This is a genomic window from Citrobacter sp. B72, from assembly GCF_016894305.1.
Classification (GTDB): Bacteria; Pseudomonadota; Gammaproteobacteria; order Enterobacterales; family Enterobacteriaceae; genus Citrobacter; species Citrobacter portucalensis.
On the sequence record NZ_CP069801.1, the window covers coordinates 2,850,523 to 2,877,234 of the forward strand.

General features: G+C 49.7%; 25 protein-coding genes and 1 pseudogene. 11 read left to right on the top strand and 15 right to left on the bottom strand.

Annotated features, from left to right (window positions below):
- The first annotated feature begins 7 nt into the window (after positions 1-7).
- Positions 8-646 carry a bifunctional nicotinamidase/pyrazinamidase gene (gene pncA, locus JQN59_RS13595; protein ID WP_149607140.1) on the top strand — a complete coding sequence of 213 codons (639 nt, stop codon included), beginning with the start codon at positions 8-10 and terminating at the stop codon, positions 644-646.
- A 37-nt stretch (positions 647-683) separates the two neighbouring features.
- Here the strand turns inward: pncA and JQN59_RS13600 are convergent, their stop codons facing one another.
- The 8 genes from JQN59_RS13600 to JQN59_RS13635 all read right to left on the bottom strand — a co-directional run bounded on the left by JQN59_RS13600 (position 684) and on the right by JQN59_RS13635 (position 9,429).
- Positions 684-2,042, bottom strand: a complete 1,359-nt coding sequence (locus JQN59_RS13600; RefSeq protein WP_204528082.1) for an MFS transporter — start codon at positions 2,040-2,042, stop codon at positions 684-686.
- 140 nt (positions 2,043-2,182) lie between these two features.
- Positions 2,183-2,941: a DeoR/GlpR family DNA-binding transcription regulator gene (locus tag JQN59_RS13605; RefSeq protein ID WP_032943120.1), complete on the bottom strand. Its 759-nt coding sequence runs from the start codon at positions 2,939-2,941 to the stop codon at positions 2,183-2,185.
- Between the two features lie 136 nt (positions 2,942-3,077).
- Positions 3,078-4,061: an NADH-dependent methylglyoxal reductase gene (ydjG, locus tag JQN59_RS13610; RefSeq protein WP_060682321.1), complete on the bottom strand. Its 984-nt coding sequence runs from the start codon at positions 4,059-4,061 to the stop codon at positions 3,078-3,080.
- Between the two features lie 9 nt (positions 4,062-4,070).
- Complete coding sequence (locus tag JQN59_RS13615; protein ID WP_008784533.1) at positions 4,071-5,018, bottom strand: carbohydrate kinase family protein; 948 nt, start codon at positions 5,016-5,018, stop codon at positions 4,071-4,073.
- A 4-nt stretch (positions 5,019-5,022) separates the two neighbouring features.
- Positions 5,023-5,859 (bottom strand): ketose-bisphosphate aldolase, encoded by an 837-nt coding sequence (locus JQN59_RS13620; RefSeq protein ID WP_003832486.1) that lies wholly within the window; start codon positions 5,857-5,859, stop codon positions 5,023-5,025.
- 24 nt (positions 5,860-5,883) lie between these two features.
- Positions 5,884-6,927, bottom strand: a complete 1,044-nt coding sequence (locus JQN59_RS13625) for an NAD(P)-dependent alcohol dehydrogenase (protein WP_149608243.1) — start codon at positions 6,925-6,927, stop codon at positions 5,884-5,886.
- Between the two features lie 18 nt (positions 6,928-6,945).
- Entirely contained in the window at positions 6,946-8,325 is a 1,380-nt protein-coding gene (locus JQN59_RS13630) for an MFS transporter (protein WP_048214365.1), read from the bottom strand.
- Between the two features lie 27 nt (positions 8,326-8,352).
- A complete protein-coding gene (locus JQN59_RS13635; protein WP_048214366.1) occupies positions 8,353-9,429 on the bottom strand; it encodes a zinc-binding dehydrogenase in 1,077 nt (358 codons plus the stop codon).
- Positions 9,430-9,725: 296 nt separating this feature from the next.
- On the opposite strand from JQN59_RS13635, the gene JQN59_RS13640 reads away from it, so the two are divergent.
- Together JQN59_RS13640 and yajD are read left to right on the top strand one after the other, a co-directional pair.
- Complete coding sequence (locus JQN59_RS13640; protein ID WP_103014582.1) at positions 9,726-10,979, top strand: glycoside hydrolase family 18 protein; 1,254 nt, start codon at positions 9,726-9,728, stop codon at positions 10,977-10,979.
- 92 nt (positions 10,980-11,071) lie between these two features.
- Entirely contained in the window at positions 11,072-11,416 is a 345-nt protein-coding gene (gene yajD / locus JQN59_RS13645; protein ID WP_003832478.1) for an HNH nuclease YajD, read from the top strand.
- A 44-nt stretch (positions 11,417-11,460) separates the two neighbouring features.
- On the opposite strand, the gene JQN59_RS13650 is transcribed toward yajD, so the two are convergent.
- Both JQN59_RS13650 and msrB read right to left on the bottom strand, forming a co-directional pair.
- Entirely contained in the window at positions 11,461-11,736 is a 276-nt protein-coding gene (locus JQN59_RS13650) for a YeaC family protein (protein WP_003030693.1), read from the bottom strand.
- A 42-nt stretch (positions 11,737-11,778) separates the two neighbouring features.
- Positions 11,779-12,192, bottom strand: a complete 414-nt coding sequence (gene msrB / locus JQN59_RS13655) for a peptide-methionine (R)-S-oxide reductase MsrB (RefSeq protein ID WP_003832475.1) — start codon at positions 12,190-12,192, stop codon at positions 11,779-11,781.
- Between the two features lie 341 nt (positions 12,193-12,533).
- Between msrB and gapA the strand changes: the two genes are divergently transcribed.
- Positions 12,534-13,529 (top strand): glyceraldehyde-3-phosphate dehydrogenase, encoded by a 996-nt coding sequence (gene gapA, locus JQN59_RS13660; RefSeq protein WP_003030697.1) that lies wholly within the window; start codon positions 12,534-12,536, stop codon positions 13,527-13,529.
- A 72-nt stretch (positions 13,530-13,601) separates the two neighbouring features.
- Positions 13,602-14,486 (top strand): D-hexose-6-phosphate mutarotase, encoded by an 885-nt coding sequence (locus tag JQN59_RS13665; RefSeq protein WP_048214368.1) that lies wholly within the window; start codon positions 13,602-13,604, stop codon positions 14,484-14,486.
- Between the two features lie 657 nt (positions 14,487-15,143).
- On the opposite strand, the gene JQN59_RS13670 is transcribed toward JQN59_RS13665, so the two are convergent.
- The 4 genes from JQN59_RS13670 to JQN59_RS13685 form a co-directional block, all read right to left on the bottom strand.
- Positions 15,144-15,998, bottom strand: a complete 855-nt coding sequence (locus tag JQN59_RS13670) for an aldo/keto reductase (protein ID WP_048214369.1) — start codon at positions 15,996-15,998, stop codon at positions 15,144-15,146.
- Between the two features lie 179 nt (positions 15,999-16,177).
- Positions 16,178-16,528, bottom strand: coding sequence for a hypothetical protein (locus tag JQN59_RS13675; protein WP_103014579.1), 351 nt, complete (start codon positions 16,526-16,528; stop codon positions 16,178-16,180).
- A 10-nt stretch (positions 16,529-16,538) separates the two neighbouring features.
- The gene (locus tag JQN59_RS13680) at positions 16,539-16,781 is read right to left on the bottom strand and encodes a hypothetical protein (RefSeq protein ID WP_149608242.1); all 243 of its coding nucleotides are present in this window, start codon (positions 16,779-16,781) and stop codon (positions 16,539-16,541) included.
- Positions 16,782-17,351: 570 nt separating this feature from the next.
- Positions 17,352-18,098, bottom strand: a complete 747-nt coding sequence (locus JQN59_RS13685) for a MipA/OmpV family protein (protein WP_149608241.1) — start codon at positions 18,096-18,098, stop codon at positions 17,352-17,354.
- Positions 18,099-18,531: 433 nt separating this feature from the next.
- Here JQN59_RS13685 and yeaG point away from each other — a divergent pair, with 433 nt between their 5' ends.
- The 5 genes from yeaG to JQN59_RS13710 all read left to right on the top strand — a co-directional run bounded on the left by yeaG (position 18,532) and on the right by JQN59_RS13710 (position 24,648).
- Positions 18,532-20,466, top strand: coding sequence for a protein kinase YeaG (gene yeaG, locus JQN59_RS13690; protein ID WP_003030707.1), 1,935 nt, complete (start codon positions 18,532-18,534; stop codon positions 20,464-20,466).
- A 121-nt stretch (positions 20,467-20,587) separates the two neighbouring features.
- Entirely contained in the window at positions 20,588-21,871 is a 1,284-nt protein-coding gene (locus JQN59_RS13695; protein ID WP_149608240.1) for a YeaH/YhbH family protein, read from the top strand.
- A gap of 154 nt (positions 21,872-22,025) precedes the next feature.
- Positions 22,026-23,516 (top strand): diguanylate cyclase DgcJ, encoded by a 1,491-nt coding sequence (dgcJ, locus tag JQN59_RS13700; RefSeq protein ID WP_149608239.1) that lies wholly within the window; start codon positions 22,026-22,028, stop codon positions 23,514-23,516.
- A 44-nt stretch (positions 23,517-23,560) separates the two neighbouring features.
- The gene (locus JQN59_RS13705; RefSeq protein ID WP_032943105.1) at positions 23,561-24,064 is read left to right on the top strand and encodes a YbaK/prolyl-tRNA synthetase associated domain-containing protein; all 504 of its coding nucleotides are present in this window, start codon (positions 23,561-23,563) and stop codon (positions 24,062-24,064) included.
- 137 nt (positions 24,065-24,201) lie between these two features.
- Positions 24,202-24,648, top strand: a complete 447-nt coding sequence (locus JQN59_RS13710; RefSeq protein ID WP_003832453.1) for a DUF441 domain-containing protein — start codon at positions 24,202-24,204, stop codon at positions 24,646-24,648.
- Here the strand turns inward: JQN59_RS13710 and JQN59_RS13715 are convergent.
- Positions 24,625-25,423, bottom strand: a pseudogene (locus JQN59_RS13715) (AraC family transcriptional regulator). The gene JQN59_RS13710 and the pseudogene JQN59_RS13715 sit on opposite strands and share 24 nt — an antisense overlap.
- A gap of 99 nt (positions 25,424-25,522) precedes the next feature.
- Between JQN59_RS13715 and JQN59_RS13720 the strand changes: the two are divergent.
- Complete coding sequence (locus JQN59_RS13720; protein ID WP_048214376.1) at positions 25,523-26,710, top strand: CynX/NimT family MFS transporter; 1,188 nt, start codon at positions 25,523-25,525, stop codon at positions 26,708-26,710.
- Positions 26,711-26,712: the final 2 nt, after the last annotated feature.

Sequence of the window (26,712 nt, forward strand, 5' to 3'; positions counted from 1 at the left end):
TATGCCCATGGCCCGAGCCTTACTGTTGGTCGATTTACAAAACGACTTTTGTGCCGGTGGTGCCCTCGCGGTCCCACAAGGTGACAGCACAATCGATATCGCCAACCGCCTGATTGACTGGTGTGCCATACGCGGCGACACGGTCGTTGCCAGTCTGGACTGGCACCCGGCGAATCATGGTAGTTTTGCCAGCCAGCATCAGGTCGAGCCCTACAGCCAGGGACAACTCGATGGCCTGGCGCAGACGTTCTGGCCCGATCATTGCGTACAAAACAGCGAAGGTGCTGCCCTGCATCCGCTGCTGAACCAGCGTGCGATAACTCAAACGTTCACTAAAGGTGAGAACCCGCTGGTCGATAGCTACAGTGCTTTTTTTGATAACGGTCGTCGTCAGGCAACCGCGCTGAATGCATGGCTACTCGAACACCGCATTGCCGAGCTCATCATCATGGGTCTGGCTACCGACTATTGCGTCAAATTCACCGTACTGGATGCGCTCGATCTTGGCTACACCGTCAGCGTTATAACCGACGGCTGCCGTGGCGTTAATATTCACCCCCAGGACAGTGCAAACGCCTTTATGGAAATGGCGGCTACGGGCGCAACGCTGTATACGTTGGACGACTGGCTGGAAACCCAGCCGTAAGCGATGCCGACAGGGTCACTCCTGTCGGCGCGTTATCTCAGGCCAGCGCTGAAATCTCTTCCAGCGATACTTTGCGTGTTTCGATGCCAAAACAAAAAAGAATCAGCGCGCATAGCACCAACATTGCTCCTAGCACGACAAAGACCGTAACCGAGCCATAGCGGGTCAACAAAATAGCGACGCCATAAGGCGTAAACACAGCGACAATCCTCCCCACCGCATTCACAAAACCCGATCCTCTCAATCTAAGATGCGTGGGCCATAGTTCCGGGACATAAACTGCTGAGGCAAAGCAGACATACATATACAGAAAAAAAATCATCACCAATCCGTAGCTCAGAATTGCCCACTCTTCAGTTTGAAGCGAATAGAAATACCCAAGCAAGGCGATAATAATCAACAAGAATGAGCCAAACAATCGCCGAGGAAAGCGATCGATAATTAACGCGGCAATAAATATCCCAACCGGGGCGCCAATCATAATTATCGCGGTCATAAATATGGATTTCGTTACATCGATTCCCGAATTAACAAATATCGTCGGGATCCATACCGTAATGGTATAGAGCGAAATATTCATTGCAATAAGCACCGTGATCGCCACCAGTGTACAGCGCAACATTGGCCCCTTAAACAAGAGCCAAAATGAACCACTTATCGTGCTTAAATCCGCCGACGAGCATTCGTTCCGGCAGGATGGTAAAGTGATGTTTTTTTCTTTCTCAATTTGCGATTCCACCTGCATAAGATGTTTTTCAGCTTCGCTTCTCTGCCCTTTGCCAGCCAGCCAACGCGGGGATTCAATATAGTATTTTCCCGACAGATACCAGGCCAACAGCATTGCCATGCCGCCGAGCAGAAACATCACCCGCCAGCTTAAAAGTGCAATAATCACGACGCCAATTGCCGCAGATAGCATTGGTGCCCAGTTGCCGACAAATGACAGACGGGCAGACCATTTCCCACGAACCGCGGGTGGAATGAATTCTGTAAATGAGGCATAGCCCACCATAATTAGCGCCCCCATTCCTATCCCCATCAGACAGCGGAAGAAAATAAGCCAGTACATGTTGGGCACAAACGTTGCAGCGCAGGCTGAGACCCCGACGATTAACAAATTGACGCGGAACGCTTTGCGTCGACCGAGATAATCACCAATAAAGCCACCGGCTAGCGAACCGATAAAGTAACCGAACATCAGCGCTGAAGTAAACGCGGCATTGAGATAATTGTTTGACCAGCCTGTGCTGACTAGTTTTGCTAATACCACATTCCCGGAATAGCTGAGAAAACCAGTTATTAACAAACTAACACTAATAATTCCAAAAATACGAAAATGAAATCGAGATAAAGGTAAGCGATCTAATCTTGCGCCGATAGGGTCACATTGTTCCATCTGGATGCCTCAAATTCAGCTAAATAGAAAGTATGGCGATCGCGGCAGAAAAATTTTGCCGCGCCATCCATCATCATTAGATTCTTATGGCATTTACCCGGTGCAAACTTAAAATAATATCGACACAACCCTCGTTATAGCTAATAAACGAGTTGAATATTATTCTCTTTGCAAAATGCAATCCACTCTGCACCCGGTGCCTTGTTGGTTATTAGGTAATTAATATGGCTAAAGTCCACGAGCTGAACGAAAGCTTTACGGTCAAACTTTGAGTGATCAACTAACAGGGCCACCTCAGTCGCCTGGCGGATCATGGTTTTTTTGATTTCCGCTTCCGCTTCATTAGAATCAAGCGCCCCACTCTGCATATCCAAACCTTTGCAGCTCATCACCATGATATCAACATGATAACGGCTGATAATCTCCTTGGTGATTCTTCCCTGCAGCGACAGCGTATTCTTATTCAGCTCACCGCCGGTAGAAACCACGTTAATTTCTGACTGCGCCAACTCATGAAATGCTTCAGCCGAATTGGTAAGCAACGTCAGATCGTTTCTTTCCTTCAACAGCTTTAATAATTCCATCGCGGTACTGCTGGAGTCGGCAGCCATTGTGGTCTTATTTTTAATAAACGGTAATGCATTACGGGCAATAATCTGCTTTTCTTCGAAGAAAGATTTTGCACGCTTATAAAAATGAATATTGTCGGACAACGCGGTGGTATTGAGCACTGCACCGCCATATGTTCGGGTCAAAAAACCTTCATCTTCCAGTTTTTCAAGATCGCGGCGAATCGTTTCCTCAGTCACCTGAAAGATTGAACTTAAATTAGATACCGCCACTTTCTTATCGTTAGCCACCATTTGCTTAATGGCTTGAATCCTGTCTTTTGCCGCCACGATGACACCTCTGTTTCCTGCAAAGTAATAATAAGACCCTAGTATCTCACAGGCTATGTTTATTTTCAAAAGAACATGTCTGAATCACAGATTTCAATACTTTTTTACGCAGAAACAGAGGTCAATTCTATCCGACTTAATTTATATCCAACGCTTCCGCCATTCGCCTCATCAATAATGAATCATCATCTGTCAGGGGAATGGTTAACGCCTCGACGTTCTCGCGAACCTGTTCAGGTGCGGTTGCACCACTCAGTAAGGTGATCAAATCGCTTTGCTTTAAAATCCACGCCAGAGCTAATGCGGGGATTGTGCAGCGGTATTTTTCACACAGTGGCTGCCACTGCTCTAGCATATCAATCACCCGCAGCATATTTTCCCGCTGAAACCAAACCTTGTTAGCCCGTGCGCCGCCAGGAACATAATCTCGGGTGATAGTACCAGTCAACAACCCCTGCTCAAGCGGTGAATATACCTGCACGATGATGCCATTCTGCTGGCATAGCGGCAGCAGATCAGCTTCCAGCGCCCGGTCAAGAATGCTGTACTTGGCCTGGATGATATCCAGCTCACCGTGTTTGAGATACTCCCTTATATGCCCGGCATCGACGTTCGCCGCACCAATCGAACGGATTTTTCCCTCTTTTTTCAGTGTATTCAGCGTGTCTACGGTTTCCGCAATCGGCGTAAAACAGGGTTCAACCGACTGCCAGTGGGTCATATAAATATCAATACTGTCGATACCCAATCTTTGCAGGCTGGCATCAACCTCCTCACGAATCGACTCAGGCGTGAGGTTTTTATACAGCTGGCGATCGCCCACTTTGTTAAACAGGCTGCCTGTTCGCTCCCAGACGATGCCGCATTTGGTTTCAACCACTACCTCGCTGCGCGGCAGCTTTTTCAGCGCCTGACCGACTATCACTTCACTGTTGCCAAAGTTGTATCCTGGCGCGGTATCAATCAGATTAATACCGCAGCGATGCGCCTCAACAATGGTATCAATACAAATCTGCAAATCGAGATCGCCATTCCATGCCGGACCGCCGCCAATGGCCCATGTACCTAATCCCATGCGGGAAAGCGTAATATCCGTACTGCCTAAAGGAATCATTTTCATCTGCCGCTATTACCCTTCGTATTCGTCAAGAAGTTGTTCAACCAGCTTTCTGTTCTTCACACCCGTCGTCGCACCCACGCTCAGTACCGATATTGCCGCCGTTGCATTAGCAAACAGCGCGCAGTCGCGAAGCGGCTTACCTTCAAGCAGCGCGGAGATAAATCCTGAAGCAAAGTTATCCCCCGCGCCGATGGTGTCGATGGCGGTAATCCCCGACACGGCAGGGACTACCATTTTCATATCGACACGTTTGATAAAGCAGCCTCTTTTGCCGGTCTTAATCACGACGGTTTTCACACCACAGTTCAGGAAACTGTCGGCAATCTCATCCAGCGTATCTTTCCCGGTGAGCAGTTTTGCCTCTTCAAAATTGGGAAACAGATAATCCACGTAGCTCAGCGCTTCACGGATGTCGTCCAGCGTTTCGTTAAGCCGTGGCTTAATCATGTCGGCGCAGATAATTAATCCATGCACTTTGGCCTGAGTGAAAATATCCGTTAACGCCTGGCCATCAAGCAGCGGACTATTAAAAATACTCGCCAGCGACAGCAGCTTTGCCTGCGAGAATCGGTCAAAATCAACATCGTTTATATTCAGTTTCCATAAACTGCCGTTACGGTTAGTCACAAAGGTGCGTTCACCATCAGCGGTGACTAAACCTACGTTAATGGAAGTATCAATATCAGCATCCTGCTTCAGGCTTTTAATATCAATATTCTCCCGATGGCAGTGGTCGACAATAAAATAACCGGCTGCATCATTACCTATCCGACTCATTAACGCCGTGCGATGGCCAAGGCGAGAAATAATCGTCGCCTCATTAATAGCGTCACCTCCCGTGGTCATTGCTATTCGTTCTAATGGATAAGAGTCAACATCAAAGATATTTTTACTCACTGGTTGCAAGGGAATATCAACAATTGCCGCCCCTATACAAATAACCTCGATATTATCCATATTGTCATTCCGCTTTACCGTCAGAGCCAAACAGTTTGATTTTCTCCAGCGCGCGCTCTTTTACCGCTTTGCGAACTTCACGCTCAACGTGCAGGAACGGCTGATTCTGGTTCTCCTGCACCGCCGCCATTGCCGCCTGGCACAGTTCGGTATGAATATTGATTTTCGAAATACCTAATGAAATGGCTTTTTTGATATCCGCATCGCTAATGCCGGACGCGCCGTGCAGCACCAGCGGAACGGATACCGCCTCGCGCACGCGTTTGACCACATCGAAATTCAGTTTCGGCTCAGAGGTATAAACGCCGTGCTGGTTACCAATCGCCACCGCCAGAGAATCGCAGCCGGTACGCTCGACAAATTCCGCCGCCTGGCTCGGGTCGGTATAGTGATAGCCCGCCAGCGCTTCTTCATAAACCGTTTCATTCCCCACGTGGCCCAGCTCCGCCTCAACCGGAATACCCAACGGATGGAAGAAGTCCACCGCCTCTTTAGTCAGGCGAATATTCTCTTCGAAATCAAAAGCGGAGGCATCGCGCATCAGTGAATTCATGCCGTGAGTCCAGGCGTTATGGATAATTTCCATACTGCGCCCGTGGTCCCAATGGGTAATAACCGGCACTGAGGCTTTTTTCGCCATCGAAACCATCATATGCGAAAAATCTTCAAACGATGTATTACCCACAAAGCCGGTGCCGAATGAAATAATTACCGGCGATTTAGACTCTTCCGCCGCATCCATCACCCCCATTAACATTTCCGCATTCCACACGTTAAAGTGGGCAATCGCATAATGTTTATTCTGGGCATCATTTTCCCAATATTTAATATCTGCCAGCATGGTTGTCTCTCCCTTTTCAATAAATTAATGGTTAACTTTAATAACACCTTTGATAATTTCGCATTTGTTGTTAACTGACTCATCAAACGCGCGCTGAACATCTTCATAATCATAAATATGCGTCACCATCGACTTGACATCGAAACGCCCGGAGGAAATGGCTTCAATAGTGACCGGATAGCGGTTGGCGTAGCGGAAAACGGTCTGAATGGAGACTTCACGGTTAATTTTGAGGAAATTAATCGCCGAATCACCGGGAACCGTCCCAACGATCATGATTTTCCCGCCGCGCATCACCAGGTACGGAGCCTGCTTAACGGTGATCGCCGAGCCGGCAGTTTCAAAAACAATGTCAGCTCCCATATCGCCGGAGAACTGCTGACAGCGGGCAACGGTGTCCTCTTTCGCTCCGTTGATCACCGTCGTCGCACCAAGCTGCTCGGCCATGGCCAGACGTTTTTCCAGAACATCAACAACGGCGATGTCGGTAGCCCCCAAACATTTACAGGCTTGCAGGGTCATTAAACCAATACAGCCCGCCCCCAGAATGACGATTTTCTTGCCCGGTTTAACGTCTGCCAGCATTGCGGCATGCATCCCTACCGCCGCAGGCTCTACCAGCGCGCCTTCCATGGTGTCCATGTTATCGGGCAGCTTGTAAGTGAAGCTCTCCGGATGGCACAGATAGTGGGTTAGCGCGCCGCGATAATTAGGCTGCGTGGCCATAAAGTCGACATCAGGACAGATGTTGTATTTGCCCTCCAGACAGTAGCGGCAGTGACCACACGGCACGCCGGGTTCAATGTTCACCCGATCGCCCGGTTTAAATTTACTGACGCGATTTCCTACCGCCACCACCGTACCGGCACATTCATGTCCGAGGCCAATTTCCTGGTTTGGGTCTTTTGGCGGAATAAAGGGACCTGATTCGAAACCGTGAACATCTGAACCGCAAATACCTACGTATTCAATTTTGATCAGTACTTCATGCTCTTTGGGTACCGGGATATCGGCGGCAATAATTTTCATCGTGCCCGGCGTTTTTAATATCGCTTTTGAATTTTTCATTTTATTTCCCCATCAATATTATTTGCTGGTAACTGCATCAATACCGAGACTTTCGACAGAGACGCCTTTGGTTTCAATTCCGATGGTAGCAATGGCGACAGCGACAATAATGGAGACCGCACCCAGCAGGACAAACACCCCCGTTACGCCATAACCGTTAAGCAACACCGCCACCGCATAAGGCGCGGCGATACCGCTGATACGCCCTACCGCATTCGCCAGACCAGAACCGCGAAGTTTTGCTTCGGTCGGCCATATTTCCGGGACATATACCGCAGAGGCATAACAAACATACATATAGACAAAGGTAATCAGGAAGAAGCCAATTAGCGTAATCAGCAGCATGCTGGTTTGCAGTGAATAGATATATCCCAGCACGGCGATTAATACTAATAAGCCCACCCCCATGGTCTTTCTGTGAATTTTATCCATCACCAGCATGGCGATAAAAATCCCAAACGGCGCACCGAACATGCTCATGGTATTTAAGACAATCGAGTCTTTCAGGTTAATCCCCTGAGTCATAAATATGGTCGGCAGCCAGTTAATTAAGGTGTACTGCACAACGTTCATGGCAATCAGGACAAAGGAACCTAAAATAACGCGCTTCAGTAACACACCCGTTAATAAGGCCGAATAAGGAACCGTGCGCGGGGCTTTGCCGTCATCTTCAATTACCACAGGCGGCAGCGGCTTGCCGGTCTGCTGAACAACCCCTTCTTCAATGGCCCGCATCACCTTTTCAGCTTCGGCGTAGCGTCCGCGGGATTCCAGCCAGCGGGGCGACTCCGGGAAACTACGCCAGGCAATAACGGTCGCCACCAGCGACAGTATGGCCGGGATCAGCAACTGCACGCGCCAGTTCCATTCGGCGCTGATTAACGGCGTCAAACCCATCGCGATCAGCGAACAGAGCGGATAAGACCAGTTACCGATAAACGAGACCCGGCTTGACCAGGTGCCGCGATTCCTGCCGGGCATATATTCGGTGAACCCGGCAAACAGAGTCACCAGCAGCGCGCCTAATCCAACCCCCATGACAAAACGGCAGGCGATCAGGAAGGTCATATTCGGTGAGAATGCCCCAATGACCATGGCAATAATATGAATCGCTTCATACAGGATAAACGCATTTTTACGCCCGATTTTATCGCCTATGATTCCGCCGCCGAGCGCGCCGAGAAACATTCCCGCCGTCGTAATGGCGGAAAACGTGGCGGTGGTGGAATTATCGGTCCAGCCAAGTTCTTTTAACTGCGCGAGAATTAATCCGCCGACGGCATTACTCCAGCAGACCAGTAATCCAAAGGCGACCATGGCAAACATCGATGAGTGCCAGCGACAGTCAGGCAGCCTGTCCAGCCTGGCGCCGCAGTGCGGTTTCGCTATCTGTTCCATCCGGGAACCTTCCTTTAATAAATGGGATTATTCATCAAAGTCATAGGTCATGATGACCTTAATCGCGGTTTTATCGACCATGGCGTCAAACCCTTCGCGCCATTGCGACAAGCCGATACGGTGAGTAATCATCGGTTTAACTTTGATCGCGCCGCTGGCCAGCAGGCGTATAGCGTTGCGCCAGGATGTGGAATCGTAGGCCATATGGCCAATGATGCTTTTATTCCACGCGGTGATGTCGTTGATGGAGAAATCGAGAGGTTTAAAGCCCATACCGACGCGAACGACTTCACCATTCGGGCGCAGCATTTCGATTGATTGTTTAAGGGCGATATTGGCACCAGAGCATTCGATGACCAGCCCCAGATTGTCTTTACCGCAGATTTCCTGGCAGCGTGCAACCACATCTTCGGTCGAACCGTTAACGACAGCTGTCGCGCCCAGCTCTTTGGCGATCGGGAAGCGTACGGCAACATCCTCTTCCAGCCCGACCATCACAATATTAACGGCCCCCATAATGCGCGCCATTTGAACAGAAAAGAGTCCTAACGGACCGGTACCAAAGACCACCACATCCTGGCCTGGAAGAAATTTGGATTGCTGAGCGATAGATTTGTAGGCATTGCAGATAGGATCCAGTACAGCCGCCTCTTCATAATCTACCCCTGCCGGGATTTCCCACAGAGCATGGCGGTGAATTTTGAGGATTTCCCCAGGGACCAGACAATATTTAGAAAACCCACCGCCCCAAGTATTGTTGTCCAGACCTAAATTCACCTTTTCTGTACAACAAAGAAAATCGCCCTGTTCACAGGCCGGACAAACGCCGCAAACGTGCCCGCTGTTGTCAGACACAACTCGCTGTCCCACCTTCCAGTCCTTAACCTTGTCGCCAACCTGCACAATTTGACCCGCAAATTCATGACCACGAATCGAATTAAACTGCTCGGATCCACTGTCGACATTGTAGTGTTTCATGTCAGCGCCGCAGATAGCAGCAGCCTTAATTTCAATCACAACGTCATCCGGACCACATACAGGTTCCGGAACATCAATCATCTTGTAGCCGCCAAAGGCCTTGCCAAATCTCGCCAGTGCTTTCATGGAATTTTCCTTTGTGTTTAGTTTTGCATCAGTGACCATCATACTTATCCATATAATTTTTGAGGTCAACACCAAATCTTTAAAACACAGATTTTGATCTGTATTTCACAACCAAGATCACAAATAAATGCAAAGATGAACTGAAACCCAAGTGAACGTGGCTGCCGCTTCGCTAAAATGGCGTGAACCCCTTCGCATTTTTCCTGTTATGAAACTGTTAACCTGCGGGTGCTGTTTTTTTCGCCACGCCATTTCCGTGGCGTGTTTGCTTGTTTAAATGTCAAAGAGGAACACCGATGAAACTATTGCCTTTGTTGGCAGCATTACCCCTGCTCTGCGCCAGCGTTGCTTCCGCCAGTTCACTGATGTCAGTTGGCTACTTTAATGGTGGCGGCGACGTCACTGCCGGTCCCGGTGGCGACATCAATAAACTGGATGTTCGCCAGATAACCCATCTCAACTATTCGTTTGGCCTTGTCTACAACAACGAAAAAGACGAGACCAATGACGCCTTAAAAGACGCCAGCAAACTGCATCAGATTTGGCTTTCACAGAAAGTGCAGGATGATTTGCTGAAAATTCCACAGCTGCGTAAACAAAATCCAAACCTGAAAGTGTTGCTTTCCGTCGGTGGTTGGGGAGCGCGTGGATTCTCTGGCGCGGCAGCAACGAAAGAAACGCGTGCGGTGTTTATTCAGTCTGCGCAGGAGATAATTGCGAAATATGGTCTGGATGGCATCGACCTCGACTGGGAATATCCAGTTAACGGCGCCTGGGGACTGGTCGAAAGCCAACCGACTGACCGCGCTAACTTCACCGCGCTGCTAACAGAACTGCGCGCCGCATTGGGGCATAAAAAACTGCTGACCATCGCCGTGGGCGCAAATGCAGAAAGTCCGAAAAGCTGGGTGGATGTAAAAGCAATTGCACCATCGCTCGACTACATCAACCTGATGACCTACGACATGGCTTACGGCACCCAGTATTTCAACTCGAACCTGTATGATTCGACGCAATGGCCAACGGTCGCCGCGGCGGATAAGTACAGCGCCGATTTTGTGGTCAATAACTATCTCGCCGCCGGTCTGAAACCGAGTCAAATGAATCTGGGCATTGGCTTTTATGGACGGGTACCAAAACGCGCCGTTGAGCCAGGTATTGACTGGAGCAAACCTGACGCGCAGAAAAACCCGGCTACCCAGCCCTATTTCGAGTCAGCTCAAATTGAGTTGTTCAAATCACTGGGCGTCGACCTGAGCAAAGACACCTACGTGAAGTACAACGATATCGTGGCGAAGTTGATCAACGATCCGCAAAAACGCTTTAGCCAACATTGGGATGATGAAGCGAAGGTGCCGTGGCTGTCGGTACAGTCTGCGGATGGAAAAAAACTCTTTGCCCTCTCCTATGAAAACCCGCGTTCGGTGGCGATCAAAGCCGACTACATCAAAAGCAAAGGGTTGGCAGGCGCCATGTTCTGGGAGTATGGCGCGGATGACAATAATCAGTTGGCAAAGCAGTTAGCCGATTCGTTAGGCATCAAACACTGATCCCAACGCCTGACACAATAGGTTATGATTAGCGCATTCCGCTGCGCCAGCTTTTGGCGCAGCTCTTCATTTCTACTGGAGGCATGAGCTTTATGGCTTTTATCCCTAAAAATTACGCCCGTCTGGAAGTCGGTTACCGGGAAAAGGCGCTTAAACTCTTTCCCTGGGTCTGCGGACGCTGTTCCCGTGAGTTCGTGTATTCAAATTTGCGCGAGTTGACGGTACACCATATCGATCACGATCACTCGAATAACCCGGAAGATGGTAGCAACTGGGAAATGTTGTGCCTGTACTGCCACGATCACGAGCATTCCAAATATACGGAAGCGGACCAGTATGGTTCAACGGTGGTTGCAGGAGAAGATGCGCAAAAGGCCGTAGGCGAAGCGAAATACAACCCGTTCGCCGATCTGAAGGCGATGATGAACAAGAAATAACATCAACTGCAGGCCCGACACAGATGTTTGCCGGGCCTGGGTAATCAGGATTTAAACGTCGCAATCGGTTCTGGTGTAATACCAAACTCAACCTTCAACTGCTGCTTGCTCTTCATCACCATCTCACCGTTGGTATCAATCGTCATATGCTGCGCGTCAATATTGTTTCGCGCCTGCCATAACATCACCAGCTGTAAGCTATTCTCTTTTTGTTCTGCCGTTAGCGCTACGCCATCCGGCCATTTTCCGAGTTCAACGGCAGTCGATAAGCGCTGATAAACTTCCGGCGTCATGCTGTTGATCATCTCATCAAGATTCATGTTAAATCCACTCTCCGTAGAATAATTTGCTGAATCGTTTCTTCAACCCTTGGTTTGCTCACCGTTTTCACCATCGGTGAAGTTCAAAGACGCTGAGTTAACGCAGTACCGTTCACCGGTAGGTTTCGGACCATCCGGGAAGACGTGTCCCAGGTGTGCATCACAGTTTCCGCAGCGGATTTCAATGCGCTGCATGCCGTGTGACGTATCTTTTATGTAACGGATAGCCTCATCGCTGACAGGCTCGTAAAAGCTGGGCCAGCCGCAGCCAGAGTCATATTTTGTCTCGGAACGAAATAGCGGATTGTCGCAGATCAAACAGTGGTAGATGCCGTCACGTTTGTTATGTAGCAAACGTCCGGTAAATGGCGGTTCTGTCCCGTGATTCTGCGTTACGTAGAACTGCATTTCGGTTAAATTTTTTTTCAGTTCTTCTGGAGAAGGTTGATTAGCCATTTGCTCACATCTCGCTTTATCTAAACTCACATCGCGAGACAGATTCTAACAAAACATTAACACCGGAGTGCGAACTTTTGTTCTAAACTTGATCCTTGCGAAATGGCAGCCTGCAATTCGTGATCAGAATCACGTTTTTATCTTGATTGCCCTTTAAAATTCGGGCCGCCGACCCCATGTGGTTTCAAGCCCAAAGGAAGAGTGAGGCGAGTCAGTTGCGCAAAGCTTAGGCAGCAGATTGATTTGTCGCAATGATTGACACGATTCCGCTTGACGCTGCGTAAGGTTTTTGTAATTTTACAGGCAACCTTTTATTCACTAACAAATAGCTGGTGGAATATATGACTATCAAAGTAGGTATCAACGGTTTTGGCCGTATCGGTCGCATTGTTTTCCGTGCTGCTCAAGAACGCTCTGACATCGAGATCGTTGCAATCAACGACCTGTTAGACGCTGACTACATGGCTTACATGCTGAAATATGACTCCACTCACGGCCGTTTCAACGGTACCGTTGAAGTGAAAGACGGTCATCTGATCGTAAACGGTAAAAAAATCCGTGTTACCGCTGAACGTGATCCGGCTAACCTGAAATGGGACGAAGTTGGTGTTGACGTAGTAGCTGAAGCTACTGGCCTGTTCCTGACAGATGAAACCGCTCGTAAGCACATCACTGCTGGCGCGAAAAAAGTGGTTCTGACTGGTCCGTCCAAAGATAACACTCCGATGTTTGTTAAAGGCGCTAACTTTGACAAATACGAAGGTCAGGACATCGTTTCTAACGCTTCCTGCACCACTAACTGCCTGGCTCCGCTGGCTAAAGTTATCAACGACAACTTCGGCATCATCGAAGGTCTGATGACTACTGTTCACGCGACCACCGCTACTCAGAAAACCGTTGATGGCCCGTCTCACAAAGACTGGCGCGGCGGCCGCGGCGCATCCCAGAACATCATCCCGTCCTCTACCGGTGCAGCTAAAGCAGTAGGTAAAGTACTGCCAGAACTGAACGGCAAACTGACTGGTATGGCGTTCCGCGTTCCTACCCCGAACGTATCCGTTGTTGACCTGACTGTTCGTCTGGAAAAAGCTGCTTCTTACGAAGAAATTAAGAAAGCAATCAAAGCTGCTTCCGAAGGCCCGATGAAAGGCGTTCTGGGTTACACCGAAGACGACGTAGTATCTACCGATTTCAACGGTGAAGTTTGCACTTCCGTGTTCGATGCTAAAGCTGGTATCGCACTGAACGACAACTTCGTGAAACTGGTATCCTGGTACGACAACGAAACCGGCTACTCCAACAAAGTTCTGGACCTGATTGCTCACATCTCCAAATAAGTTGAGATGAAACAGTAATCTGTAAGAGCGACTCAGGTCGCTCTTTTTTTTGCCTGAAGAAAGGATTGCGTAATGATTAATAAAATTTTTGCACTTCCGGTAATCGAACAAATTACCCCTGTCCTCTCCCGCCGTCAGCTTGATGAGCTTGAGGTTCTTGTTGTCGATCACCCACAGGTTAAAGCTTCTTTCGCACTGCAGGGCGCACATCTTCTTTCCTGGAAACCAAATGGTGAAGAGGAAGTCCTGTGGTTAAGTAATAATACCCCGTTTAAAACCGGCGTAGCGCTGCGTGGCGGCGTACCAATTTGCTGGCCGTGGTTTGGTCCGGCTGCTAAGGAGGGCCTGCCCTCGCATGGTTTTGCCCGCAACCTGCCATGGACGCTGAAAGCGCACAACGAAGACGACAATGGCGTGGTGCTGACGTTTGAACTGCAGAGCAACGCTGAAACGCGTCAGCTTTGGCCGCACGAGTTCTGTCTGCTGTCTCGCTTCAAAGTGGGAGCCACCTGTGAAATGGAGCTGGAAGCTCATGGTGAGTTTGAAACCACCTCGGCACTGCATACCTATTTCAACATTGGTGACATTGCGGCAGTGAAAGTCAGTGGTCTTGGCGATCGCCTGATCGATAAAGTGAATGATGCTAAAGAAGATGTGCTGGCTGATGGTATCCAGACCTTCCCGGACCGCACCGATCGTGTCTATCTGAATCCGGAAGCGTGCAGCGTGATTCATGATGATGCGTTGAATCGCAATATAGATGTTGTCCACCACCACCATCTGAATGTCGTGGGCTGGAACCCTGGCCCGGCGCTGTCCGTCAGCATGGGCGACATGCCGGATGATGGCTACAAAACGTTTGTTTGTGTAGAAACGGCTTATGCGACCGCTCCGCAGAAAACCACCGAAGAAAAACCATCTCGCCTCGCGCAGACTATTCGTGTAGCTAAACGCTAACACAGTTCCGCGCACCGTGCCGGATGCGGCTAACGCCTTATCCGGCCTACAAACTACATACAGCCGCAGGCCTGATAAGCGCTGCGCCATCAGGCAGTTCCGCGCACCATGCCGGATGCGGCTAATGCCTTATCCGGCCTACAAACTACACGCAGCCGCAGGTCTGATAAGCACAGCGCCATCAGGCAGTTCCGCGCATCATGCCGGATGCGGCTGACGCCTTATCCGGCCTACAAACTACACGCAGCCGCAGGTCTGATAAGCACAGCGCCCTCAGGCAGTTCCACGCACCATGCCGGATGCGGCTAACGCCTTATCCGGCCTACAAACTACACGCAGCCGCAGGCCTGATAAGCTCAGCGCATCAGGCAGTTCCGCGCACCGAGCCTGGATGCGGCCAACGCCTTATCCGGCCTACAAACTACATACAGCCGTAGGCCTGATAAGCACAGCGCCATCAGGCAGTTCCGCGCACCATGCCGGATGCAGCTGACGCCTTATCCGGCCTACAAACTACATACAGCCGCAGGCCTGATAAGCACAGCGCCATCAGGCAGTTCCACGCACCATGCCGGATGCGGCTAACGCCTTATCCGGCCTACAAACTACACGCAGCCGCAGGCCTGATAAGCTGCGGGAACATCGGCATTTGGTAAATCAGGCCATATCCAGCGCGGTTTTACCTTTTGGCGCCGGATACGCCTTATCTAACTGCTTCAACTCATCTACAGAGAGCGTTATCTCCAGCGCGGCGGCATTTTGTTCGACATGCGCTACGCTTGCGGCTTTCGGAATGGCTATTACACCCGACTGATGAATCACCCATGCCAGCAAAATCTGCGCAGCGCTAACATTGTGCGCGTGCGCGATGTCATTCACCACAGAGTTAGAAAGCAAATCGCCACGCAGTCGTCCCGCCTGGGCCAGCGGACTGTATGCCATGACCGGCATCTGCTGCTGCTGGCACCACGGCAGTAAATCATATTCAATACCGCGCGAGGCTAAATGATAAAGTACCTGATTAGTTGCGCACTCCCGTCCACCGGGAACCTGCCATAACGCCTGCATATCATCATAATCGAGATTTGAGACGCCCCAACGGCGGATTTTCCCCTGCGCAATCAGTGTTTCCATGGCATCGATGGTCTCTGCAAATGAAAAATCGCCCATCCAGTGCAGCAAATAGAGATCCAGATAATCAGTTTTCAGTCGACGCAGGCTCGCTTCGCAGGCGGCAATGGCGTTCTGTCCACCAGCATTCCATGGGTAAACTTTCGAGACTAAAAAAGCGCTATCACGCCGTCCCGTTAATGCTTCACCCACCACCTCTTCCGCTGCACCATCAGCGTACATTTCTGCGGTATCAATCAATCGCAGGCCGAGATCCAGTCCGGCCTGCAGCGCAGACACTTCATCCCGGCGTCGGCTTGGATCCTCGCCCATGTACCATGTTCCCTGCCCAATAGCAGGAAGCGATACCTGGTTTGTAAACGTCACCTGTTTCGCTGTCATCGCACCCTCCTGTGTTAATGCACCACAGTAAAGCAAAACAACGTGCATGTGTCCTGTTAGGGTGCACAAATTGCACCATTATGGATTGGAAACCAATCGTTAAGGCGAGCGAAATAAAAAGCCCGGGAACAGCAGATGTTCCCGCGCCGAAAAAATATAAAATCTTATCTACGAAGTGGTTATTTCAACCGACCTAAATATTTTCCCTCTTTCATAGCGTTGATTTTTCCGTTTTTATAGACGATAACGGAAATCAAACCTGCGCTATAAGACTGAGCTTCTGCACTATTCTCATCATTTGCCGCAGGCTTGCCATTAATATAAGCAATGCCATCAGCACCACGTTTAAAGTCCACGCCCAGTTTATTCACATGCACGGGTGTGGTTTTGCTGGCGTGCACCGGGGCATTAGCATCGCTGACCTGAGTTTTGTGTTCATGCTGTAATTGCTGACGATATGCTTCGCTGATAGCATAAGCAGGCGCAGCAGATGAAGCCACCAGCGCAGCGATAATAATCAATTTCTTCATGAGTTAAACCTTAGTATTTATCGTGTTTGTGGTGATGGTCGGAATGGGTGCCATCAGAGCTATACAGATTTTGCGCGTTTTCCAGGGCCTGTTTTTCAGCCGCGGCATTGATTGTCGCCTGACGGTTTTGTTCGGCGATGTAGCAGGCATCGCGGCTGAACCCTTTACTTTCGCATGCACTCATGCGTGAAGCCTCGCTGGTGCATCCAGCCAGGATCCCGCCCATCACAGTTATCATGATTAACTTTTTCATTATTTATACCAGGTTTTACTCAAGATATCCCCATGGCATATTTAAGGCCTTACCACGAGAGTTGCTATCACTACTTTTAAAGTTTAATGAATATCGGCAATAGGATATTTAATGTCAATTTTAATTTTTTCAGACAAATACCTAAAGGATGTAAAATAAAAACAAATAATTAATTTTTATTTTTTCACCTGAAAGTTAACATTCAAAATAAGCCAAAATAGTTATCAGTTATCTTTACGCCACTTGAGAATAAATAGCTCGCGCATCGTGACACAATAAAATACAGTATTATCAATAAATTATGACCCCAGAAAACGACAGCCCAGAACAATAAATCATTAAGGCATGGCGATATTACCTCATGCAAAAAAGAATAGATACCAGGCTAGTAAAATGAGAGGTTTATTTTTAGTAACAGCGACAGGAATAATACGTTAAAAATTCGTTGTAGCCTGACAGAATGTCAAATCAGCACAAAAGATGAAATCTCATGTTTTAGATCAATATTCATATCGGTAGCGCACAAAAAAGCCCGCATGTCTGCGGGCTTGTGTTCAACACTGAATGTCATCAGAACTTGTAGGTCACACCCACTGAGAAGATGCCAGACCAGGACTTATCGACCATCGGACTGTCCTTCACTTCATCACTCAAGCGCACATAACGGCCAGTTCCGTATACGTTCCAGTTTCCAATGAAGTTATAGCTCGCGGTCAACTCCAGGTACGGATCCCATCCATCGTCAGCGTTGTAGCTTTTCAGACCACTGCGGCGAGACTCGTGATTGGACACGCCATAATAATAGTCGTTGTAGTTTTCGCTGCTGTACTGCACACCGATACCCGGTGTCAGAGTCAGCCCACCATTGGTGTAACGGTAGAGCCAGGCCAGATCCCAGATAAAGCCGTTGCTGTTATCCAGAGTATCACCCGCCAGTGCAGTACGCAGGAAACCATACTGGGTGTTATGTACATACGAGAGGCCAGCCATCAAGCTGCTTTTACGCTTGTCGAGTTGGCGCAAAGCATGGCTATCGCTATCACCCGGCTTGAAATGCGTCGGATCATAGTACGCCATGATGGAAAGCTTATCTGCCGTGTCATTCCACAGATAGTAGCCGCCACCCAAGCCGTGGAACCAGACATTATCGCCTTCATAGGTGACAACCGGAACAGGGTAAACATCGCGGTCATACTGTTTGTATGGGCTGTTAATCACGCCGACACCCGCGCCAACAGTCCACTGGCTTTCAGCCTGTGCGGTGCTAACTGCGGTTGCGGCAAGGATGCCAAGTGCCAGAAGTTTGAGTTTGGTCACAATCCATAATTCCTTATTCAAATGTGTAGCGGTCAAAGTGTAACCGCCAATACGCTTCAGCCCAACTATTTTACGTATTCGCCCCAGAATGTAACCCCCTAATTTCTCAGCGAGTGATGACATTTTGCTTGCAGGACGATGAACACCGCATGAATCCCGCTCCAATTCTTTACATAAGATGTGCTTTTTTTGCTGATGAGTTATTGATATGCCATTGAAATTCATTTGCGCACACAGGCAAGTTTTGCAAATGCCATCTACGCTTAATTTTAGAAGGTGTATCACCGAATACGTTGATCTCCTGACCACTAAAATGGCATGAGAGTTGCTTATTTCTTCAGCAGAAACGTCGTTCAGTTTACCTCTTCAGGGGCCTCTACTATTCATATGAACGGCTCTTAACATGTGCTAAAAAACGAAAGGACGGCATACCATGAATATATTCGATCACTATCGCCAGCGTTATGAAGCTGCCAAGGACGAAGAGTTCACGCTGCAGGAGTTTCTTACCACTTGTCGGCAAGATCGCAGTGCTTATGCCAACGCGGCAGAGCGGCTATTAATGGCTATTGGTGAGCCTGTCATGGTCGACACTGCCCACGAACCTCGACTATCTCGACTCTTTTCGAATCGGGTAATTGCACGCTATCCCGCCTTTGAAGAGTTTTACGGCATGGAAGACGCCATTGAGCAAATTGTTTCTTATTTGAAACATGCGGCTCAGGGTCTGGAAGAGAAGAAGCAGATTCTGTATCTGCTGGGGCCTGTGGGAGGGGGGAAATCATCTCTTGCTGAGCGGCTGAAGTCGCTGATGCAGAGAGTACCGATTTATGTCCTGAGTGCCAATGGCGAACGTAGCCCGGTCAACGATCATCCGTTATGCCTGTTTAATCCGCAGGAAGACGCGCAGATCCTGGAAAAAGAGTATGGGATCCCGCGTCGCTATCTCGGTACGATCATGTCGCCCTGGGCTGCGAAACGTCTGCACGATTTTGGCGGGGACATTACAAAATTCCGCGTCGTCAAAGTCTGGCCGTCTATTCTGGAGCAGATCGCAATCGCCAAAACGGAGCCTGGTGATGAAAACAACCAGGATATTTCTGCGCTGGTCGGGAAAGTGGATATTCGTAAACTCGAACACCACGCCCAGAACGATCCTGATGCCTACGGTTATTCGGGGGCACTGTGCCGCTCAAACCAGGGGATTATGGAATTCGTTGAGATGTTTAAAGCACCGATTAAAGTGCTGCATCCTCTGCTGACCGCCACCCAGGAAGGAAACTACAACGGGACAGAAGGTATCTCTGCCCTGCCGTTTAACGGGATTATTCTTGCCCACTCGAACGAGTCCGAATGGGTAACGTTCCGTAATAACAAAAATAATGAGGCGTTCCTTGACCGTGTTTACATCGTCAAAGTGCCTTATTGCCTGCGTATCTCTGAAGAGATCAAAATTTACGAAAAACTGCTTAACCACAGTGAGCTGACCCATGCGCCTTGCGCACCGGGCACACTGGAAACGCTCTCTCGTTTCACTATTCTTTCTCGCCTGAAAGAACCTGAGAACTCGAGCATTTACTCGAAGATGCGCGTTTACGATGGCGAAAGCCTGAAAGATACCGATCCGAAAGCGAAATCCTATCAGGAGTATCGGGATTACGCCGGGGTTGATGAGGGAATGAACGGTCTGTCCACGCGTTTCGCGTTTAAGATCCTCTCTCGCGTCTTTAACTTTGACCATGCCGAAGTGGCTGCTAACCCGGTACATCTGTTTTACGTACTGGAGCAGCAAATCGAACGTGAACAGTTCCCGCAGGAGCAAGCTGAGCGTTATCTTGAGTTTCTGAAAGGCTATTTGATCCCGAAATATGCTGAATTCATCGGCAAAGAGATCCAGACGGCTTATCTCGAATCCTATTCCGAATACGGACAGAACATTTTCGACCGTTATGTCACTTATGCGGATTTCTGGATTCAGGATCAGGAGTATCGCGACCCGGATACCGGTCAGCTGTTTGACCGCGAGTCGCTGAACTCAGAACTGGAGAAAATTGAGAAACCGGCGGGTATCAGTAACCCGAAAGATTTCCGTAACGAGATCGTCAACTTTGTTCTGCGTGCCAGAGCGAATAACAGCGGTCGCAATCCAAACTGGACCAGTTACGAAAAACTGCGCACGGTTATTGAGAAGAAAATGTTCTCCAATACCGAGGAGCTGCTGCCGGTCATTTCGTTCAATGCTAAAACCTCGACTGACGAGCAGAAAAAACACGACGATTTCGTCGACCGTATGATGGAAAAAGGCTACACGCGTAAACAGGTGCGTTTACTGTGCGAATGGTATTTGCGCGTACGTAAATCGTCTTAACACAAGTGCTCGGTGGCGCATGCGCTTACCGGGCTTGCAAAACAATGTTCCGTAGGCCGGATAGCGCCAGCGCCATCCGGCACTTACAGACATGGCGAACAGTTGGCAGTACGGGGGGCTTATGACCTGGTTTATTGACCGGCGTCTTAACGGCAAAAACAAGAGCACGGTAAACCGCCAGCGCTTCTTACGCCGTTATAAATCGCAAATTAAACAGTCGATCTCCGAGGCCATTAACAAGCGTTCGGTGACTGATGTGGATAGCGGCGAATCTGTCTCTATTCCGACTGATGATATTAGCGAACCAATGTTTCATCAGGGACGTGGTGGCCTGCGCCATCGCGTGCATCCGGGTAATGACCATTTTGTGCAGAATGACCGCATTGAACGCCCACAGGGCGGCGGTGGCGGTTCAGGAAGCGGACAAGGCCAGGCCAGCCAGGATGGTGAGGGTCAGGATGAGTTCGTCTTTCAGATCTCTAAAGATGAATATCTCGATCTGTTGTTCGAAGATTTAGCACTTCCTAACCTGAAGCAGAATCAGCAGCGTCAGTTAACGGAGTACAAAACGCACCGGGCAGGTTTTACCTCTAACGGTGTGCCTGCCAACATCAGCGTGGTGCGATCCCTGCAAAACTCACTGGCGCGCCGCACGGCGATGACAGCGGGTAAGCGTCGCGAACTGCATGCTCTCGAAGCGGATCTGGAAACCATCGCGAAAAGCGAACCAGCGCAGTTGCTGGAAGAGGAACGGTTACGCAAAGAGATTGCTGAACTACGGGCAAAAATCGAACGCGTGCCATTTATCGACACCTTTGATTTACGCTACAAGAATTATGAAAAACGCCCCGATCCTTCCAGCCAGGCGGTGATGTTCTGCCTGATGGACGTCTCTGGTTCAATGGATCAGTCGACCAAAGATATGGCTAAACGTTTTTATATCCTGCTGTATCTGTTCTTAAGCCGGACCTATAAGAACGTGGAGGTGGTTTATATTCGCCACCATACCCAGGCGAAAGAAGTGAATGAGCACGAGTTCTTCTACTCTCAGGAAACCGGGGGAACCATTGTCTCCAGTGCGCTGAAGTTAATGGATGAAGTGGTGAAAGAGCGCTACAACCCTGCCCAGTGGAACATCTATGCTGCACAGGCATCGGACGGTGATAACTGGGCTGATGATTCACCGCTGTGTCATGAGATTTTGGCGAAAAAGCTGCTGCCAGTGGTCCGCTATTACAGCTATATCGAAATCACTCGCCGTGCTCACCAAACCTTATGGCGTGAATACGAACATCTGCAATCAACCTTTGATAACTTTGCAATGCAACATATTCGCGACCAGGATGATATTTACCCGGTATTCCGCGAACTGTTTCATAAGCAAAGTACCACCAGCAATAATTAAGCGACCACTTTCGGCCGAGGCTTCGGCTTCGGCTGATTACATTACCCTGTATCATGATCGTGACATTTTGCAATGGTTTATCCCGCCGCTTCGTTAGAGCGAATGTGGAGCATGTGGTAAAATCGCATCTCTAACCTATGGGCTGTAATTCATTATGAAGTTGCATCATAAAGCGCTCAGGCTCTTTATCTCAGTCAGCGTTATTGTTTTGACATCTTCTTTTTTGGTTTATGAACTCATTGCCAGTGATAAGGCAATGAATGCCTATATGCGCTATATCAATGAGAAAGCCGACTCCTCCTTTCTCTATGATAAGTACACCAATCAGAGTATTGCAGCCCATCTGATGCGCACCTTTTCATCCCCTAAGGAACCCGCATCTGTCGAACAACAAAAAGCGTTCTGCGATGCTTTCGATAGCGTTAACGGTACACATGGGCTCAATCTCACAACGCATAATTACCTGCCATTACACGGTACGCTTCAGACCACCTCAACCAAATGTAGCGGGCAACTCGAAGACGTATTCCTCTTACCCTCTTTTGACCGGGCGGTGAACGTCAATCGCCTGCAAAAAGATTACGGTCAGGGATTAGGAACGCTGGAGTATAAATTTCGCTACTACGTCGATCTCAAGAATAACTACGTCTATTTTTATAATCTGATCGACTCACGGAAATTTGCGATACACAACTGGACATTTTTGCAAAAAGGCTCGCTGGGCATCGATCAGAATGATATTGACGGTATTTTCACCGGCCGCACGGTGATTTCCAGCATTTATGAGGATAACCTGACCGAGAAAAAGGTGATGAGCTTTTTAACCCCGGTCTACTATGCCGGTAAGCTAAAAGGCGTGGTGATGGTGGACATCAACAAAGAGAATTTAAAGAATATTTTCTATACCAGCGATCGTCCTCTGGTCTGGCGCTATCTTAACGTGACGCTCTCTGATATCAGCTCAGGTAAAGAGATCCACGTTCACCAAAGTGAGACCAATCTATTCCGCTACGTTCACTATGAGAAGGACATACCTGGCGGTATACGTATCACCCTCTCACTTGATGTTATGTACTTTCTTGTCTCTTCCTGGAAGATATTCGCCTTCTATCTACTGGCAACGATATTGCTGCTGAATATGGTTAGAACGCATTTTCGCTTGTATCACAACGTCACACGGGAAAACGTCAGTGATGCGATGACAGGGCTCTACAACCGTAAAATTTTAACGCCAGCGCTTGAGCAGCGTTTGCAACAGTTGGTGAACACGGGAACGCTCGTGACCTTTATCGCCATTGATTGCGACAAACTAAAAGTTATTAATGATACGTTGGGGCATAAGGAAGGCGATCGCATTATCACCCTCCTGGCCAAAGCTATTCAAACGTCCATTCGCAAAAGTGACTATGCCATCCGCCTCGGTGGCGATGAGTTTTGCATTATCCTCATCGATCACCCCAGTGAATTAACGCCCCGCCTGCTGGAGAGGATTCGCTATAACTTACAAATTATTGCGCAAGATAGATCAATCAGCTTCTCTGTCGGGATTTATAATATGCAGCCAAACGACACCATTGATGATGCCTACAAAGCATCTGATGCACAGCTCTACCTGAACAAACAGAAAAAACGCACCGATGCGTAATTACTTTTTTGACAGGATTTTCATTGTTGTACCAGGAGTAAGTCATGACGGAAGTAAACAAAGGAAACGCAACGCACCAGCGTTTAATCTCCCTGTTGTCAGAACACGGTGCGACCTACCGCGTAGTCAGCCATGAAGCCGTAGGCAAATGTGAAGCTGTCTCTGAAATTCGCGGTACCGCACTGGGTCAGGGTGCAAAAGCGCTGGTCTGCAAAGTAAAAGGCAACGGCGTCAATCAGCATGTTCTGGCGATCCTCTCTGCCGATCAGCAGGCCGACCTGAGCCTGTTGGCCAGCCATATTGGCGGGTTGAGAGCGTCACTTGCCAGCCCGGCGGAGGTAGATGAACTGACTGGCTGCGTATTTGGTGCTATCCCACCGTTTAGTTTTCATCCGAACCTCAAGCTGGTCGCCGACCCGCTGTTGTTTGAGCGTTTTAATGAAATTGCGTTCAATGCCGGAATGCTGGAAAAATCCGTGATCATGGATACCGCAGATTACCTGCGCATCGCGCAACCAGAATTAATCCCGTTCCGCAGAGAACAATAACTGCACAAGTTAGCAGTAAAAAACATCGCTTCGTGCGTTAGCCCAAAAAAATCATAATCATTAAAAAAAGCCTGTTCCGTCACGCATTTACGCGTACAGTAAGCAGGCTTATTTTTTCTTTTGGCAAGGAAACTACGATGTTTGATGTCACTCTGCTGATCCTGCTCGGACTGGCAGCTCTGGGCTTTGTCAGCCACAACACCACTGTCGCTGTTTCAATTCTGGTGCTGATCATAGTCCGTGTTACCCCACTGAATACCTTCTTTCCCTGGATTGAAAAACAGGGCCTGACCGTCGGGATTATAATTCTGACCATTGGCGTCATGGCGCCGATCGCCAGCGGAACGTTACCGCCCTCCACGCTCATCCACTCCTTTGTGAACTGGAAATCACTGGTTGCTATTGCCGTTGGGGTATTTGTCTCCTGGCTTGGCGGACGCGGCGTTACGCTAATGGGTAGTCAGCCTCAGCTTGTTGCTGGTTTACTGGTGGGCACGGTACTGGGCGTGGCGCTGTTTCGTGGTGTGCCAGTGGGGCCGCTTATTGCGGCAGGTCTGGTCTCATTGATTGTTGGGAAGCAGTAGCCAGCCCGTTCAGATAACGGCCTGGTGTCTGTCCCAGGCCTTTTTTGAACATAGTGATAAATGCCGTGGTCGAATCGTACCCGAGCATTTGCGCGACCTGTTGTACATTGCGACCATCAATTAACGCCTGCAGCGCCAGAATCAGCTGGAGCTGGTGACGCCAGCGGCGAAAACTCAACCCCGTTTCTTTGACGACCAGGCGAGCAAGGTTACGTTCACTCATCGCAAATACGCTGGCCCATTGTCCCAACGTCTGCCATTGTGCAGGCTCTCTCGCCATCGTTGCGACCATTCTGCGAATTTTCGGGTGATCGGAAACCGGCAACTGCATTTGCTCCTGGGGTTGCTGCGGCAGTTCATCAAACAACACTTGCGTCAGCCGCTGGGTTGCCGGCTCCAGCCGTTGGGCATCCGTTTTAGATGCCAGCGCCAGAATAAGCTCCCGGCACAACGGAGCAATTTTCAGCGTGCAGCAACGATCGGGCATCACGACGGCCTGCGGCTCAATAAACAAAAAGCACAATTGCGCGCCAACGGTAACGTGGTTGCTGTGTGGAATTTCACCGGGGATCCACACCGCATATTGCGGGGGCACCATCCACATAGCATTCTCAACCTCACAGGTGATCGCGCCATGCAATGCCAGAATCAACTGGCCTTTACGGTGCTGATGCAACGGACTGAAAAGTTCATCTTCCCGGGCCTGAATACAAAACGCCACCGCCGCATCGTGGTGAAGATCGGGTTCGTATCCATCCAGCCTCAGTCCTAACATAAAAATGTCCGATTTAAGCGATAAACTGTCATTTTAGCTTGATTCATCCATTGAGTAAAAACGCTAAGGTATCGCCTCGCCTGACTATATGAGAAAAAAATGACAAATACACCTTCCTCCCGTGGCAAGAGCGCAGCATTGCTGATCGCGGGGATCCTGATGATTGCCACCACATTGCGCGTCACCTTTACCGGTGCAGCCCCGTTACTGGATGCAATTCGCGCCGACTACGGTCTGAGTACCGCCCAGACGGGGCTTCTGACCACGCTGCCACTGCTGGCTTTCGCACTGGTTTCACCTCTGGCTGCTGCCGTTGCGCGCCGTTGGGGTATCGAACGCAGCCTGTTTGTCGCTATGCTACTCATTTGCGCGGGTATTGTGATACGTTCGCTGCCTTCACCAGGGTTCCTGTTTAGCGGCACCGCGATCATTGGTTGCGGAATCGCCTTGGGAAATGTGCTTTTACCCGGACTGATTAAGCGTGATTTTGCTCAGCATGTGGCGAAACTCACTGGCGCATACTCGCTGACCATGGGCGCGGCAGCGGCACTGGGTTCCGCCATTGTGGTACCGCTGGCGTTGAACGGGTTTGGCTGGCGCGGTGCGCTGATGGTACTGATGGCCTTTCCGCTACTGGCACTGATCATCTGGTTACCCCAATGCCGCCAGACGGCCAATGCCAGCTTGAGCAACTCGCGCGCTCTGCATTCCCGCGCGATCTGGCGCTCCAGCCTCGCCTGGCAGGTGACGCTGTTTCTGGGGATCAATTCGCTTATCTACTACGTCATCATCGGCTGGCTGCCCGCCATTTTGATCAGCCACGGCTACAGCGAGGCGCAGGCCGGTTCGCTGCATGGTTTACTGCAGCTGGCGACCGCCGCGCCGGGATTATTGATTCCTCTCGTCCTGAACAGATTTAAGGATCAGCGCGCCATCGCCGCTCTGGTTTCATTAATGTGCGCCGTCGGCGCGGCGGGATTCGCCATAATGCCCGACCAGGCATTGCTATGGACCATCCTGTTTGGCTTTGGCTCAGGCGCGACGATGATCCTCGGCTTGACCTTTATTGGCCTGCGCGCAAGCTCAGCGCATCAGGCTGCGGCCCTCTCCGGCATGGCACAGTCTGTCGGATATTTACTGGCGGCCTGCGGACCACCGCTGATGGGGAAAATTCACGACCTCAACGATAGCTGGCTGATTCCATTAGCGGGTGTCGCCGTGTTAGCGATGCTGATGGCGGTATTTGGTCTGTGCGCGGGGCGTAATCGGGAGATCGCGAGCGCATAATG